Below are 15,474 nucleotides of genomic sequence, written 5' to 3'. Positions count from 1 at the left end.
ATCGTGCGGCCACGGCCGCGTGTGACTACCCTCACACGTGCGACAACCGTCGATTTCGACCCGGAAAGAAGGCAAGCCGAGATGACGAGCAGTGCAACCGACGCACCCCAGGTGTACCCACCGAGCGCGGCCTTCGCGGCGGCAGCGAACGCAGGGCCCGAGTTGCAGGCCGAGGCGGACCGCGACCGGCTGGCTTTCTGGGACGCCCAGGCCCGGCGCCTGGATTGGGCCACCCCGTGGACCGAGGTCCTGGACTGGTCGGACGCCCCCGTCGCGAAGTGGTTCGTCGGCGGCAGCCTCAACGTCGCGTACAACTGCGTCGACCGGCACGTGCTGGCGGGCAACGGCGACCGCGTCGCGATCCACTTCGAGGGTGAGCCGGGCGACAGCCGCGACATCACCTACAACGACCTGCTTGCCGAAGTGAGCCGCGCGGCAAACACTTTCACCGAGTTGGGCCTCGTCGCCGGTGACCGCGTCGCCATCTACATGCCGATGATCCCCGAGGCGATCGTGACGATGCTCGCGTGCGCCCGGCTCGGCCTGACCCATTCGGTCGTCTTCGCCGGATTCTCGGCGACCGCGCTGCGCTCGCGCATCGACGACGCCGCCGCCAAGCTCGTCGTCACCGTCGACGGACAGTGGCGCCGCGGCCAGGCGGCCCCGATCAAGCCCGCCGTCGACGAGGCCGTCGCGGATGCCGATTCCGTCCGGAACGTCTTGGTGGTCAAGCGGACCGGCATCGACGTCGACATCACCGACGGCCGTGACCTGTGGTGGCACGACACCGTCGAGAAGGCGTCGGACACGCACGAGGCGCAGGCGTTCGATGCCGAGCATCCCCTGTTCATCCTCTACACGTCCGGCACCACCGGTAAGCCGAAGGGCATCATCCACACCTCCGGCGGCTACCTGACGCAGGCGTCGTACACGCACCACAACGTGTTCGACCACAAGGCCGGACAGGACGTGTACTGGTGCACCGCCGACATCGGCTGGGTCACCGGACACAGCTACATCGTGTACGGCCCGCTGAGCAACGGCGTCACGCAGGTGGTCTACGAGGGCACCCCCAACTCCCCCGACGAGCACCGGCACTTCCAGATCATCGAGAAGTACGGCGTCACGATCTACTACACCGCGCCGACGCTGGTGCGCACGTTCATGAAGTGGGGTCGGGAGATCCCCGACGCCCACGACCTGTCGTCGATCCGGCTGCTCGGTTCGGTGGGTGAGCCCATCAATCCGGAGGCGTGGCGCTGGTTCCGCGACGTCATCGGCGGCGGCACGGCCCCGATCGTCGACACGTGGTGGCAGACCGAGACCGGCGCGATCATGATCTCGCCGCTGCCCGGCGTCACCGCCACCAAGCCCGGATCCGCCATGGCGCCGTTGCCCGGCATCTCCGCGAAGATCGTCGACGACGACGCCCACGAACTCGGCCCCGGTGGCAGTGGCTACCTGGTCCTCGACCAGCCGTGGCCGGCGATGCTGCGCGGCATCTGGGGCGACATGGAGCGCTACAAGGACACCTACTGGTCCCGATACGCCGAGGAGGGCTGGTACTTCGCCGGGGACGGCGCCAAGTACGACGAGGACGGCGCCCTGTGGGTGCTCGGCCGCGTCGACGACGTCATGAACGTCTCCGGGCACCGTATCTCCACGTCCGAGGTGGAGTCGGCGCTGGTGGGCCACCCGTCCATCGCCGAGGCCGCCGTCGTCGGAGCCGCCGACGAGACCACCGGTCAGGGCATCGTCGCGTTCGTGATCCTCCGCGAAGGCGCCGAGAACACGGGTGACACTCTGATCGCCGAGCTGCGCTCGCAGGTCTCCACCGACATCTCCCCGATCGCCAAGCCACGCCAGATCACCGTCGTCCCCGAGCTGCCCAAGACCCGCTCCGGCAAGATCATGCGCCGCCTGCTGCGCGATGTCGCCGAGGGCCGCGATCTCGGCGACACCTCGACCCTCGTCGATCCCAAGGTGTTCGACGCGATTCGCGGTAGGTAGATCCGCGGCGCAGGCACGAGAAGGGCTGTGGCCCCGAGGATCGATCCTCGGGGCCACAGCCCTTCTCGGCGCGTTCGCACTCCGGTCACGGAATGCGTGCGGACTCCTCCCGATACGCGAAGAAGTCGGGGGTCAGATCCACCCGCAGGCGGGTCAACCGGCGACGACTGATCAGCCAGTCGTCGCCGACCTTGCGGTACTCCTCGTGGTAGTGCCCGTAGCCGTGCAGATGCTCCTCGCTCGCGCCGTTGGTCCACCACAGCATGTCCTCCATGGCCCAGACACCCACGGCAGTCGTCTCCGATGTCAACGTGATCTCCGGAGTATGACCGTGATGAACGGACGTGACCGAGACGTTGCCGTCGAGCACGGCCCGAATCGCCTCGGTGAGCGCCTGCCGACCGATCACCGGATTGTCCGGATCGAAGGTCTCGCTGACGACGTCCTCGGTGTGCACGCTGCCGTAGAGATCCCACTGCTTGGTGTCCATGATGCGGAGCCGGGAGGAGAAGACGCGTCGGATCGCTTCGATCGCCGCTGCCTGCTCGGCCGGCGGCATCCCGTCCGTCCCCACCACGACCCCCTCTGACTTGGTATCCATCCGTTCCGTCCTCCACTGTCTCGTCGTCGGCGAATTCACGCGCGAGGATTGCCGAACTGGCCGTTGAGCACCTTCGTGGGGGCGACGAACCGCATCTCGTCCTGATCCGGGTTGGGCCCGTGGTCGTCCGCGGTGAAGTGGTACCGCGAGAAGAACGCCGTGGACGCGTTCGCCTGGACCTCCTCGGTCTCGAGTGCCTCGGCAAGCTTCGCGGCATCGGTCGTGGTTCCCGCGTACTCGGCCGCGGCCGCGACGAGTGGGAAGGCGTCGTACTGGCCGGCGATCACCAGCGTCGACGAGATCGTGCCGAGCGACGCCATCGTGTCGACCATCCGGTTCACCGTCTCGGCGTCGGTGTCGTGAACCGTGCTGCCGAACACCTGGACCACGAGGTTCTCGCTCGCCGGGGTGCCGAGGACGCCTGCCGGTGGTTCGTTCGCGACCAGGTTCGTCGCGCCGACGGAGATGTTCCCGATCAACGGCACGTCCCAGTCGAGCCGCTGCATACTCTGCAGTACGTAGCCGAGCGGCGCGCCGTACGCATCCAACGCGATCGCCTTCGCACCGGCGTTCTTCAGGGCCTGCAGCTGCGCGGTCATGTCGAGGGCGGTCGCCTCGTACTCCTCGTTACCGGCCTGTTCGAGACCCGCATCCTTCAGCGCGCTCGTCATCTCCTTGCCGAACGACTCTCCGTACGCGGTGCTGCCGTGCACCACACCGATGTCGTCGTAACCCTTCTCCTTCGCGAAACCGACGATCCCCCGCGCACTTTCGGTGGGGCCCACACCGACGTCGAAGTTGAGCGGGAACTTCGACGGGTCGGTCGAATCCGAGGTCGGTGCCACCCCGAACGAAAGGATGTCGTTCTGGTTCAGGATCGGCAGAACCGCGGCACTCACCGCGGACGGGCCCGAACTCAGGCACAGATCCGGCTTCTGCGCGGTGATCGCCTTGCGCAGTTCGGTGACGGCCTTCGTCGGATCCCCTCCGTCGTCGACGACGGTCAGCTCGATCCGGCGGCCACCGATGCCGCCGGCCTCGTTCTGCACCTGCGCGCCGGCCTTCGCCGCGAGAATCGACGTCTGCGCGTTGGCTGCGAGCGCCCCCTGCGCGCTGATCCCGCCGGTGACGAGCACACGGTACGGCTCGTCCGCCCCGTCCGACTCGGCGGGATCCGCAGTGCCGCAGCTCACGAGGAGAAGGGTGGACACAGCAGCTGCCACCAGCGCCGGAGCGTGCCGCGCAGTCAGTCGTCCCGCGCGCGAAGCTGCAACCGGTGCCACTACGCACTCACCTCGATCCCCATCCGTGTGAGCATCTCCCGAGGATCCGGTGGCGGTGTCAGTCCGACCAACTGGCCGGCCCTCTGCGCCGCGACCGCGGCACACTTCTCGTCGTCGGAGAACACCCAGAAATCTCCACGCGCGATGGCCTCCGTCATGTGCGCGGCCGCTTCGACCGGGTCGAGCCCCGATTCGACGTTGTCGCGCTGCATCGCCTCGAAGACGGCGTTGGCGGTGTCGTTCTCGCACGGAGAAGCCTCCTGAGCAGCCAGGAAGATCTGGCTCCGAATGGAGTGCGGCAGCACCGCCGACACCTGGATCGGCGCGTCCACGAGGGACAATTCCTGATGGAGACATTCGGTCATCGCCAGCACGGCGTGCTTACTGGTGATGTACGGAGCTTGGACCGCAACGCTTTTCAGGCCGCCCACCGAAGACAGGTTGGCTATGCACGCCGGAGCGTCGGCCGCGATCATGCGTGGAACGAAGGATCTCAGACAGTAGAAGACACCGTCCACATTGATCTCCATGACGCGCTTCCAGCGTTCGACCCCGACTTCCCACAGGAGCCCGGCATTCTCCACTCCCGCGTTGTTCACGAGCAGTTCGACGGTGCCGTGCCGCGCGAAGACGTCCGCCGCCATCGCGTCGACGGCGGCCGGATCCGTCACGTCGAGTCGGTAGTGTTCCGCGACGCCTCCCGATCTCTCGACGTCCGCCGCGACAGCTGCCGCGCGACTCTCGTCGATGTCGGCGATGACGACCGTCATGCCGAGACCGGCAAGGTGTCGGACGAACCCCTCGCCGATCCCCGCGGCGCCACCCGTGACGACTGCTGTGCCCGTCGAGAATCTGACCTGGGCTATGGACACTGCCCCTCCTAGTTCTTGTGCTCCGACAGGCGGTACCGGCCGGGGTTTGCTTGCAATCGACCGGTCACGTCCCGGCGCGCGGACTCGCCAGGATCGGGGCAAGGAATGCCACCGTGCGGTCGAAGACGTTGCGCGCCTGAGGAAGAGCCCCGAGCATGGTCGCGAAGCCGTGCATCACACCCTCGTAGCGCATCAGGTTCACGTCGACACCTGCGGCGGCGAGTCGCTGCGCATACGCCTCCGTCGCGTCTCTGGTCGGATCGACCTCCGCGGTGACGACGAAGGTGGGCGGCAGACCCGTGAGATCGCGGGCGAGACCCGGACTGACGTCCGGAAACTGTCGCGATTGCGGGTCCGGCGCGTACAGGTCCCAGAACCATTCGCAGTCTTCGGGGGACGCGATCAGGCACCGTTGCTCCGGGTTCGACACACGCATCTCGGCTGCGCCGTAGAAACTCACCTGCGCGACGGGCAGCGAACCCGCCGAGTCACGCAACTGTTGGGTGAGGGCGAAGGTGAGTGTGCCGCCGGCACTCTCACCCGCAACCACCGCACGTGTCACATCGGCGGGCACCTCCGGAGGCCCGGACACCAGCCAGTCCCAGACGATCCGGCAGTCCTCGAGTGCGGCCGGGTGCGGATGCTCGGGTGCCAATCGGTAGTCGACCGAAACGACGACCACGCCCGCCGCCAGGCTCAGCTTCCGCAGGTATTCGGAGTTCTGATCCAGACCACCGAACACACATCCCCCGCTGTGCAGCCACATGACGACCGGCAGCGACTCCTCGTCCGTCGGTCGATAGACGCGCACCGGCACCCCACCGGCCGCTGAGGGAACGACCACGTCACGCACGGAATGGATCTCGGTCGTCGGTGCGGTCATCCGGGCCGCATAGGAAGCCCGCAGTTCTCCCACGGAGGAGGTGTGCATCGGCAACTTCATGTCGGCCGCGATGCCGTCGATCAAGCGCTGAGCATCAGCCGTGAGCGCCATGATCGTCTCCCACCCCCACCGAAGCTCCTGCGGACAGATCCGCATAGCGGACGGAGTCACGCGTATCGAGTACCACCTCGAGCTCGCTGAGTCGCGGCGCACCGTCGACACCCGCACGTATCGCTCCTCGGACGATGCCGCTCGACAAGTTGAAGGGCTTGCCGTCAACAATCTTGGTGACGAAGATGTAGGAGGAGAAGGTGGTCTCCGTGCCGTCGAAGCCGGTGACGAAGACGTTCGTTCCGTTGTGCCGCAGAGGATACGGACTGTCTCTGCGGTGCGCCTCCTGCCAGGCCATGACCGCGTCCACACCGTTCAGGTCCGCGCGGATGAAGTCCTCGTAGTCGGTGGCGCCCGTATCGCTTCGACACACGAAGTGGAAGTCGTCGGTCGCCATGGCGCGAAGCACGTCGGGGGTCCACTCGTCGTAGTGGAACCACCACTTGGCCACTGTCTGCGCCACGGCCTCGGGCGCAATCTCCAGCTGACTCATGTGTCCTCTTTCGTCGTCGATCAAAGGCCTGCCGGCAGGATGTTCGGGTTGGCCCACTCCGGCGGTTCCCGGCGGGGTAGTTCGGTTCGGCCGTCGAGCGTCATCACGGGAAGGTTCTGGCTCCACGGGTAGTGGAGACTGAAGGCGACGTGGCCGGTTCGCTCCGCAGCAGGCAACGTGCACATCGCCAACACCGTCTGGGCCAGGTATTCGACGGGCTCCGTCTCGTAGCCCTCCGGGATCAGGGACGCCGCACCCGGCGTCATGATCGCCGTGGACGGGCCCACCGCGTTGACCGCGATGCCGGCGTCGAGGACCTCGGCTGCGAGCCCCTGGGTGAAGCGGTGGACAGCCGCCTTCATCGAGCCGTAGATCACGTCACCCGAGATCTTGTTGTACTCCCGGAACGGGCGGATAGGGGCCAGCCCGGTCACGGATCCGATGTTGACGATCCAGCCCGCCCCCTGCTTTCGCATGTGCGGGATGGCGGCACGCGACAGCGCGAAAGGCACACGAAGGTAATGGTCGACCGTGCGATCGAACGTCGCCGTTTCCATCTCCTCGACCAACGAGTAGTCGGCGAATCCCGCGTTGTTCACCAATATGTCGATGCTGCCGACACTGTCGACAACCTTGTCCACCAATTGATCCCGCGCCTGTGCGTCCTCGAGATCCGCGGGAATGGCGACGGCCCGACCGCCGGCCTCCTCGATGAGGGACACCGTCTCGTCGAGACTGCCCGCGACGGCCGCCTTGCGGCCTGCCCGGACCGACTCCGACACCCCCCGGGATCGCGCGGTCACCACCACGGTCGCGCCCTCCGCCGCCAAGCGCTGAGCCACCGCACGTCCGATTCCCCTGCTGCTGCCCGTGACCAGGGCAGTCCTACCTGTCAACGACGGCGCCATGCTTCCTCCACACCAATAGATCGCTCTCCACGTGACGCGAGTCGACGCCCGAGCAGTTCCACAATCTGTTGAGCGACAGCATCGTCCGCGGCCCGGGGAGGCGCCCAGTACTGCTGTCCACTCAGCGGACGAGATTCCTCCGGGTCACCCCGGCACCCTCGCCACGGGGGCTTTTGTTCGACACCAGCGTGTGGCAGACTCTGCCACCTAGACAGAAGCTGCCAAGGAGATGCGACCTCGTCTCCAGCGCCCTTCTCCTGTCGCCGAGCAGGCCCACCGTTCACGTCGCGCGGATCGGAGCAGCATGAAGAACCCGCACACCTCCCGTTCGACCACTGTCGCCCGAACGACGTTGCTCGACAGGATCGGGACGGTCCTCGACGCATTCGGATCGAACAGCCCCCTGACCGGCTGCGACATCATGGACTCCACCCGCCTTCCACGCACCTCGACCTATCGGATCCTCGAACAACTCGTAGCGATCGGATGGCTCGAGCGGGAGGGTAATACGCACCGCCTGGGAACCCGTCTGGTGGAACTCGGCTCGCTGGCCCTCGATCAGGACCCCCTCGCGCAGGCAGCCGAGCCGCACCTGCTTCGCCTCCATCGGAGGACCGGGCTGGTGGTCCACCTCGCCGTCCTCGACGGCACCGATGTCGTCTACCTCCGCAAGGTCGGAGACACCCTCGACCGACTGTCGCCGACACGCACGGGTTTACGGGTGCCCGCCGCAGGAAGCGTGCTGGGGGAGGCACTGCTCGGCTGGGCCGACGCCGGGGCCCACCACCCTGTCAAGACAACATCGCAGATCGATGGCGGTGACGGCGAACTGGCACACATCGTCGCCCGGGTCGCTCCCCGAGGTGGCACGACGGCCGCAGTGTCCGTCTGTACCCCGTCCCGCCTCTCCCCCCTCGCCACACAGGCCCGCGCCGCAGTCCGGGAAACGGCCGTAGCGATACTCCGCGACCTGCACCGCCCGGGCCTGCGACGCAGAGGCCCGCGGCCGCCCGGGCCGGGCGCGAATTCGGGCGACGCCGACCTGTCCATCCACTGAACACATGCCCTTCACACCGGAGGGCCGCCGGCCGGATCATGCGGATCAACAGCCGTGTCACCGGCGCATACATGCAAACGGAGGAACGATGACCACAGACGCGACAGATGTGCCGCAGACCGAAGAGGTCCGGATGATCGAGGCCGCCGCGGCGCCCACCCGCTTCGCGCGCGGCTGGCACTGCCTCGGTCTCATCCGGGACTTCAAGGACGGCAAGCCGCACTCGATCGAGGCGTTCGGCACCAAGCTGGTCGTGTTCGCCGACAGCAAGGGCGAGCTCAACGTCCTCGACGCGTACTGCCGCCACATGGGCGGCGACCTGAGCCAGGGCGAGATCAAGGGCGACACCATCGCCTGTCCGTTCCACGACTGGCGCTGGAACGGCAAGGGCAAGTGCACCGACATTCCCTACGCCCGGCGCGTTCCCCCGGTCGCCAAGACCCGCGCGTGGACCACGCTCGAGCGCAACGGCCAGCTGTACGTCTGGAACGACCCGCAGGGCAACCCGCCGCCGGCCGACGTCACGATCCCCGAGATCGCGGAGTACGGCACCGACGAGTGGACCGACTGGACCTGGAACTCGATCCGCATCGAGGGTTCACACTGTCGGGAGATCGTCGACAACGTCGTCGACATGGCGCACTTCTTCTACGTCCACTACGCCTTCCCGAAGTACTTCAAGAACGTCTTCGAAGGACACATCGCGACGCAGTACATGCGCTCACAGCCGCGCGGCGACGTCATGCTCGGCACCAACTACGACGGGAACCCGGACGCCGAAGGGCGTTCGGAAGCATCCTATTTCGGTCCTTCGTACATGATCGACTGGCTCGAGAACGACTCCGCCGGACACACGATGAGGACGATCCTCATCAACTGCCACTACCCCGTGACCGACAACTCGTTCGTCCTCCAGTACGGCGTCATCGTGGAGAAGATCCCCGGACTGTCCGACGCGGAAACCGCCGCCGTGGCCGCGGAGTTCGCCAAGGGCGTCGAAATCGGATTCGAGCAGGACGTCGAGATCTGGAAGAACAAGGCGCCCATCGACAACCCGCTGCTGTCGGAGGAGGACGGGCCGGTCTACCAGCTGCGCCGCTGGTACCAGCAGTTCTACGTCGATGTCGAAGACATCACGGAAGACATGACCAAGCGCTTCGAGTTCGAGATCGACACCACCCGGGCGGTCGAGAGCTGGAAGAAGGAAGTCGCCGAGAACATCGCGCTGCGTACCGGCAGCGCCGCCGAGTAGAACGACATTCGAGAAGAGACCTGAAGACATGACGTACGAAGTACTTTCGCGGGTCGAGGCCATGGCCGACGACCTGTTCGCCGAAGGCGTCGAAGCGGATCGGCTGGGCAGACTCGCGGACGAATCCGCGAAGAAGATGAAGGAAGCCGGGTTGATCCGGATGCTCCAGCCGAAGGAGCACGGAGGCCTCGAGGTCCATCCGCGCGAATTCGCGGAGACCGTCATGCGCACGGCGTCGCTGAATCCGTCGGCCGGCTGGGTCCACGGCATCGTCGGCGTGCACCCGTGGCAGCTGGCCTTCGCCGATCCCAAGGTCCAGCAGGAGGTCTGGGGCGAGGATCAGGACACGTGGCTCGCGTCGCCGTACATGCCCGGCGGCATGTGCGTGCCGGTCGACGGCGGGTACAGGCTCTCGGGCCGCTGGTCGTTCTCCTCCGGCACCGATCACTGCGACTGGGCCTTTCTCGGCGCCTGGCTCGCCGACGACGAGGGCCGGATGGTGATGCCCCCGACCGGCCTGCACGTGATCATCCCGCGCACCGACTACGAGATCATCGAGGACTCCTGGGACGTCGTGGGTCTGCGCGGCACCGGCTCGAAGGATCTGGTCATCGAGGACGCGTTCGTGCCGGATTACCGCGTCATGAACGCCGCCGAGGTCATGGACGGCACCGCGGTGCGCAAGTACGGCCGCACCGAGACGCTCTACCTGATGCCGTGGTCCAACATGTTCCCGCTCGGCATCACGTCGGCCACGATCGGCATCTGCGAGGGCCTGCTTCACCATGCCAACGAGTATCAGCGCGAACGAATCAGCCCGACCGGGGCCCCGATGAAGGACGACCCGTACACGATGTATGCGGTCGGTGAGGCCACCGCCCAGCTGCGTGCGGCCCGGGACTCGCTGCTGGCCAACGTCGATCGCATGTGGGATCTGGTGGAAGCCGGCAGGACCCCGACGTTCGAGCAGCGCGCGCAGGGGAGGCTTACCCAGGTCAACGCGGCCTGGCAGGCCGTCACGGCGATGGACCAGGTCTACGCCCGCTGCGGCGGAAACGCGCTGCGCATGGACAAGCCGATGCAGCGCTTCTGGCGTGACGCCCATGCGGGCCTGCATCACGGCATTCACGTGCCCGGAACCACCTTCCACGCAGCCTCGCTGGCGAACCTCGGAGTGGACCCGCAGGGCCCGCTCCGAATGATGATCTGACAGAGATTCCGAAACATCAACGGAGACAATCCATGACAAACCCCATCGTCGGGGGCTTCGGCACCGACATCCGCGCCCTGGGCTACGTGACCGTCCAGACCGACGACATCGAGCGCTGGCGCACCTTCGCGTTCGACGTCCTCGGCTTCGCGGAGGGCTCCGGGCCGGACCCCGAGGCCCTCTACCTGCGCATGGACGAGCGCGCCGCCCGCATCGTGGTCGTACCCGGAGCGGACGACCGCGTCGTCACCGTCGGCTGGGAGGTCCGCGACCACGCCGCCCTCACCCGAGTGCGGACCGCAGTCGAGGCGGCCGGGATCGCGGTCAAGCCCCTTTCAGTCGAGGAGGCCGACGCCCGCCGCGTCGAGGAGGTCATCACCTTCCAGGATCCCGGCGGGGCCACGCTCGAGATCTTCCACGGCGCGGTTCTCGACCACAGTCCGGTCGTCACCCCGTTCGGCGCCAAGTTCGTCACCGGCGCACAAGGTCTCGGCCACGTCGTACTACCGGTGACCGATCTGCAGGGCACCTTCGACTTCTACACCGAGGTCCTCGGCTTCCTGCCGCGCGGCGCCTTCCGCCTGCCTGCCCCACCCGAGTACGGGCCGATCCGCGTTCGATTCCTCGGGGTCAACCAGCGGCACCACAGCCTCGCGTTGATCCCGGCGCCGAGGGAAGGGGCGCCCGGTCTCATCCACGTCATGGTCGAGGTCGACTCGCTCGACGCCGTCGGCCAGGCCCTCGACCGCGTGGTGAAGGGCGGATTCCCGGTGTCCTCGACGCTGGGCCGCCACACCAACGACAAGATGGTGTCCTTCTACGTCCGTGCGCCCGGCGGCTGGGACGTCGAGTTCGGCACCGACGGGCACCTGGTGGACGAGACGTTCTACACGTCCGAGGAGATCACCGCCGACAGCTACTGGGGCCACGATCTGTCGGGTGGCGAGCTACCCGCGGCTCTGCTGTAGGCACGTTCGCGTCACCGACGCGCATCACCGATAGGAGGGGCCCCGTCCGAACCGGACGCGGCCCCTCCTTTCGCGTCCCCACCTCAGTGGCCGCAGTGACTGCGCCATCCCCCGGCGATCGCCTCGAGCGCCCTGATGTGGAGCCTGCGCAACTCGTCGACCCCCGTGTCCGGCCGGGCGAGAATCCACTCGGTGTACGCCGCTCGCGACGCCGTCAGGATCAGGATGGCGGTCGTCCTGCGGGTGAAGTCGTCGCCGGGATGAACCGACCTCTCGCGAAGCCAGTCGGCGAGTACCGAGACGACACAGTCGTCGACACTCTCCCACCGCAGGCGGTACTCGGGCGTCCGAATGAGTAGTTCGAGCAGTTCTCGCCGATCTTCGAGATCGGTCGCCAGTTCCTCGGTCAGAGCGTCCACCAGCGCGTCCACGACGCCGGTGCTCGCCCCTGCCGACTCGGCGAGAGCACCGAGGAGACGGTCCATAGACCGTTCCAGCAGCGGCATGACGATGTCCGCCTTGGTGGGGAAGTGGCGATAGAAGGTGCGTTCGGAAACCCCTGCTCGCTGCGCGATCGCCTCCACGGTCACGGACGTCGAGTGATTCTCGACGAACAGATCCCGTGCCGCCGTCGCGACGGCCAAGCGGACGTCGGCATGCCGACGTTCGACGAGTGTCGCGGCCCGGCCACCCTGCATTGTCATTCCTTCCGCCCTCGTTTCCGCCGGAGGACCGTGAGCCGGCGATCCCGGGCGGGATGCCCGGTTCGACATGTCGGCCGAAGCCCGCCGACGAACGTCGCCCATTCTAGGGTGCAACGAGGAACCCGCGGAACCGCTGGTGAGCATCGGAACTCCTTGCTGCAGTAGGAAGCGCGCCGACATCAGGCTCGGCTCCCCTTCACCGGCCCACGGGCTGTCCCGGCGCGGCACCGGACTCGCCGACGGGACGAGAGACCGAGTTCCGGCGTTCCCATCGGGGGCCCTGCTGTGCCGCGGTCCAGATGGCACGGGAGGCCTGCCGCAGGTGTACGACGAGTTCGGCTTGACGCATCCGCTCGACGGGCCCCCACAGCGACAACGCGGTGGTGGCGTGATCGGCAGGGCCGACCTGTACCGCCATCGACATCGATCCGAGGTAGTACTCCTCGCGGGTCGTGGCGATACCGGTTTCCCGAATCCGCCGGAGTTCGCGATCGAGACCCTGTTGAGAGGTGATGCTGTACCGGGTTTTCGGGGTCACCCCGGTGAAATCGATGCCCGGCCGTGCCTCCGCCGGAAGACATGCCAGGAGCATCTTCCCCGACGCGGTCTGGTGGGCGGGATGCGCGATTCCCCGACGCAACGGGGCGGCCCAGTCAGTCCACACCTCGTCGATGAACACCACGTCGGGACCCGACAGAGTGGCCAGATAGACGCTCATCCCGGTCGCGCGGCTGAGCCTCGACATGTAGGGCATCGCGATCTGATGGACCTCGTGTTGGGCGAGAGCGACACTGCCGAGCTCGAAGAGCTTGAGCCCCACCCGGTAGTCGAACCCGTCCCGCCTGATCACGCCCAACTCCACCAGCCGTTGCAGCAGCCGATGCACGGACGACCGAGGCAGGCCCGTCCGATGCGCGATCCGCGACGAGGTCAGCGCCTCGGATCCGGAGAACGCACTCAGGACCGAGATCACTCGGTCGACGACGGCGTGGGGGGAATCATCGCGGCTGATCACAGTCAACACGACCTCCAAGGCAGTTCCTGTCTGTTTGGCAGATCCTGCCACACGGTGACGCGCATCACAACAACCGGGTGGCGGGGACGCCTCGAACTGCCGCCTCGCTCGCGCCGTACCTGGTCCGATCCCGCGATCTCCACACCGGATCGGTCGAACGCCAGATGCTGTTCGCGGCAGCCCGAAGAGGTGCGACATGTCGAGAGTCGAAGTGCACGTGCGCGCGAGGACCGGAGATCCCGACCGCGGCGAACGCACCGGGAGGCCCCACCGGGACGGCGATGGCGCCGTATCCCCTCCGGTCGTCCCATTCGTAGGCCGCGCCGGCGCGGCGGATCCCTTCGTACTCGCGCTCCCCACCGAGCGTGTTCGCCAGAAGGGCGCGCCCGATCGCGTTGTCGCGGGCCGGACATCGCCCTCCGACACGGGTCGGCACCGGTTCTGCCGGGCAGCGCCCGAGCTTCTCCAGGCAAACGACGTCGCGACCTGCGAGAACCGCGAGATGAACCACCAGTCGCGTCGACCGGTGCAGCTCGTGCAGGAAGGGAAGCGCAGCGGCACGGAGCCTGTCCTGGTGCAGAGCCAGCGAACCGAGCTCGATCAACCCGAGTCCCAGCGAATACCGTCGGCCGTCACGGCGGAGCCACCGCATCCGGACGAGACGCACGATCATCCGATGGGCTGACGAGCGTGGGAGTCCCGTGCGCCTCACGACGTCCGTCAGAGTCAACTGCCCGCCCCTGTCGAATGCTCCGAGCACGAGCACGGCCCGGTCCAGAACGGCGCCGGGAACGCCGTCCCCGTCGTCCGGACCCGAACTCGCTCCCCCGGGCGTCTCCCTCACACCGCCCCGAACGACTCGGGGGCAGCCCCTCCCGGGTGATCCGCTGGAGTGACGGCCCAGGCCCGGCCCAGGACGCCGACGGACTGCGGCGGCACACGAGGTGTCGTGGGGTGGCAGGCGGATGCCGTCATGCGCGTTCCTTTCGGGCGTTCGGACCGGTGCGGCCGCTCGATCTGTCACCACCGGAGGTCGATTCGCCGCTCTTGCGAAGGATCGCCGCTGACCCGGCCGTTGATGAAGAGCGTTTTCCCACTGTGCGGACGCTCGTCACGTAGATGTCGTCGACGGGAAGTGGCAGGCCACGAAATGCCCCGGTCGCACCTCCCGGATCCGGGGCTCACTCTCCGCGCACAGCGCGGCGGCGCGCGGGCACCGGGTCCGGAAGTGGCAGCCCGACGGAGGATCGAGGGGCGAGGGCAGGTCCCCGGACAGGCTCGACTCCGACGGCGCGACCTCGGGATCCGGCTCGGGGACGGCCGAGAGCAGTGCCTCGGTGTACGGGTGCAACGGCGCGACATACATCTCGTTCGGATCCGCGACCTCGCAGATCTTGCCGAGGTACATCACGACCACCCGATCGCTGATGTTCTTGACGACCGCCAGATCGTGCGCGATGAAGAGCAGCGTCAGTCCGTACCGTTCCTTCATGTCTTCGAGCAGGTTCAGGATCTGAGCCTGGACCGAGACGTCGAGCGCCGAGACGGGCTCGTCGCAGATCATGAGGTCCGGCTCCACGACCATCGCGCGAGCGATCGAGATCCGTTGGCACTGTCCCCCGGAGAACTCGTGAGGCCGACGGTCGCCGGCCGTCTCCGGGTCGAGCCCGACCACTTCGAGCATGTCGTCGACAAGCGCATCCCGCTCTCGACGGCTACGCCCTCCGACGACGTCGAGACCCTCCCCGACGATGTCCCGGACCTTGCGCAGCGGGTTCAGCGACGAGATCGGATCCTGGAAGATCATCTGCACCGGGCGGCGCACCGAACGCAACTCGCGAGGTGCGAGTGTCGTGAGGTCACGACCTTCGAACATCACGACCCCGGATGTCGGCCGGGGTAGCTGCATGATGGCCTTCGCGAGTGTCGACTTCCCGCAGCCGGATTCGCCGACCAGGCCGAGCGTCTCCCCGCGCCGGATGTCGAGACTGACGTTCGACACCGCGTGCACCTTGCCCGCGCCTGCGGTGTCGTACTCGACGACGAGATCGCGCGCGCTGAGCACGACCTCGTCGTCGCGTAGATGCGCCGTTCCTGTTCCGGCCAT

The 15,474-nt window shown here is 67.2% G+C and carries 16 protein-coding genes; 5 read left to right on the top strand and 11 right to left on the bottom strand.

The features are described 5' to 3' along the window. Positions 1 to 81 precede the first annotated feature (81 nt). On the top strand, positions 82 to 2,010 hold the full coding sequence (gene acs / locus C7H75_RS02825; protein WP_005515823.1) for an acetate--CoA ligase: 1,929 nt from the start codon (positions 82 to 84) through the stop codon (positions 2,008 to 2,010). Positions 2,011 to 2,095: 85 nt separating this feature from the next. Here acs and C7H75_RS02820 read toward each other — a convergent pair whose 3' ends face one another. The 6 genes from C7H75_RS02820 to C7H75_RS02795 form a co-directional block, all read right to left on the bottom strand. Beyond that, on the bottom strand, positions 2,096 to 2,611 hold the full coding sequence (locus tag C7H75_RS02820; RefSeq protein ID WP_022593877.1) for a nuclear transport factor 2 family protein: 516 nt from the start codon (positions 2,609 to 2,611) through the stop codon (positions 2,096 to 2,098). A 35-nt stretch (positions 2,612 to 2,646) separates the two neighbouring features. Beyond that, positions 2,647 to 3,861, bottom strand: coding sequence for an ABC transporter substrate-binding protein (locus C7H75_RS02815; RefSeq protein WP_044990426.1), 1,215 nt, complete (start codon positions 3,859 to 3,861; stop codon positions 2,647 to 2,649). 32 nt (positions 3,862 to 3,893) lie between these two features. Continuing rightward, positions 3,894 to 4,766: an SDR family NAD(P)-dependent oxidoreductase gene (locus C7H75_RS02810; protein ID WP_022593874.1), complete on the bottom strand. Its 873-nt coding sequence runs from the start codon at positions 4,764 to 4,766 to the stop codon at positions 3,894 to 3,896. A 64-nt stretch (positions 4,767 to 4,830) separates the two neighbouring features. Then, positions 4,831 to 5,760 (bottom strand): alpha/beta hydrolase, encoded by a 930-nt coding sequence (locus C7H75_RS02805; protein ID WP_022593872.1) that lies wholly within the window; start codon positions 5,758 to 5,760, stop codon positions 4,831 to 4,833. Beyond that, positions 5,744 to 6,253, bottom strand: a complete 510-nt coding sequence (locus C7H75_RS02800) for a nuclear transport factor 2 family protein (RefSeq protein WP_022593871.1) — start codon at positions 6,251 to 6,253, stop codon at positions 5,744 to 5,746. The genes C7H75_RS02805 and C7H75_RS02800 overlap by 17 nt, the downstream gene beginning before the upstream one ends. A 20-nt stretch (positions 6,254 to 6,273) precedes the next feature. Next, positions 6,274 to 7,161 (bottom strand): SDR family NAD(P)-dependent oxidoreductase, encoded by an 888-nt coding sequence (locus tag C7H75_RS02795; RefSeq protein WP_005515831.1) that lies wholly within the window; start codon positions 7,159 to 7,161, stop codon positions 6,274 to 6,276. A 304-nt stretch (positions 7,162 to 7,465) separates the two neighbouring features. On the opposite strand from C7H75_RS02795, the gene C7H75_RS02790 reads away from it, so the two are divergent. The 4 genes from C7H75_RS02790 (at position 7,466) to bphC (ending at position 11,648) form a co-directional block, all read left to right on the top strand. Beyond that, positions 7,466 to 8,218: an IclR family transcriptional regulator gene (locus tag C7H75_RS02790; protein WP_022593870.1), complete on the top strand. Its 753-nt coding sequence runs from the start codon at positions 7,466 to 7,468 to the stop codon at positions 8,216 to 8,218. Between the two features lie 88 nt (positions 8,219 to 8,306). Next, on the top strand, positions 8,307 to 9,470 hold the full coding sequence (locus tag C7H75_RS02785; protein ID WP_005515833.1) for a 3-ketosteroid-9-alpha-monooxygenase, oxygenase component: 1,164 nt from the start codon (positions 8,307 to 8,309) through the stop codon (positions 9,468 to 9,470). A 28-nt stretch (positions 9,471 to 9,498) separates the two neighbouring features. Beyond that, entirely contained in the window at positions 9,499 to 10,680 is a 1,182-nt protein-coding gene (locus C7H75_RS02780) for an acyl-CoA dehydrogenase family protein (RefSeq protein WP_022593869.1), read from the top strand. Between the two features lie 32 nt (positions 10,681 to 10,712). Next, a complete protein-coding gene (gene bphC / locus C7H75_RS02775; RefSeq protein WP_005515836.1) occupies positions 10,713 to 11,648 on the top strand; it encodes a biphenyl-2,3-diol 1,2-dioxygenase in 936 nt (311 codons plus the stop codon). A gap of 83 nt (positions 11,649 to 11,731) precedes the next feature. On the opposite strand, the gene C7H75_RS02770 is transcribed toward bphC, so the two are convergent. From C7H75_RS02770 to C7H75_RS02755, 5 genes are all read right to left on the bottom strand, one after another. Then, positions 11,732 to 12,352, bottom strand: coding sequence for a TetR/AcrR family transcriptional regulator (locus C7H75_RS02770; protein WP_005515837.1), 621 nt, complete (start codon positions 12,350 to 12,352; stop codon positions 11,732 to 11,734). 196 nt (positions 12,353 to 12,548) lie between these two features. Beyond that, on the bottom strand, positions 12,549 to 13,367 hold the full coding sequence (locus C7H75_RS02765) for an IclR family transcriptional regulator (RefSeq protein ID WP_231815083.1): 819 nt from the start codon (positions 13,365 to 13,367) through the stop codon (positions 12,549 to 12,551). A gap of 64 nt (positions 13,368 to 13,431) precedes the next feature. Beyond that, positions 13,432 to 14,127 carry an IclR family transcriptional regulator gene (locus tag C7H75_RS02760; protein ID WP_231815081.1) on the bottom strand — a complete coding sequence of 232 codons (696 nt, stop codon included), beginning with the start codon at positions 14,125 to 14,127 and terminating at the stop codon, positions 13,432 to 13,434. An 80-nt stretch (positions 14,128 to 14,207) separates the two neighbouring features. Beyond that, on the bottom strand, positions 14,208 to 14,342 hold the full coding sequence (locus tag C7H75_RS26280; protein ID WP_255221281.1) for a hypothetical protein: 135 nt from the start codon (positions 14,340 to 14,342) through the stop codon (positions 14,208 to 14,210). A 136-nt stretch (positions 14,343 to 14,478) separates the two neighbouring features. Next, positions 14,479 to 15,474 (bottom strand): ABC transporter ATP-binding protein, encoded by a 996-nt coding sequence (locus C7H75_RS02755; RefSeq protein WP_022593863.1) that lies wholly within the window; start codon positions 15,472 to 15,474, stop codon positions 14,479 to 14,481.

It is taken from the genome of Rhodococcus (subgen. Prescottella) equi (assembly GCF_003013675.1).
Lineage (GTDB): Bacteria > Actinomycetota > Actinomycetes > Mycobacteriales > Mycobacteriaceae > Prescottella > Prescottella equi.
This window is presented reverse-complemented; position numbering and strand designations above follow the sequence as displayed.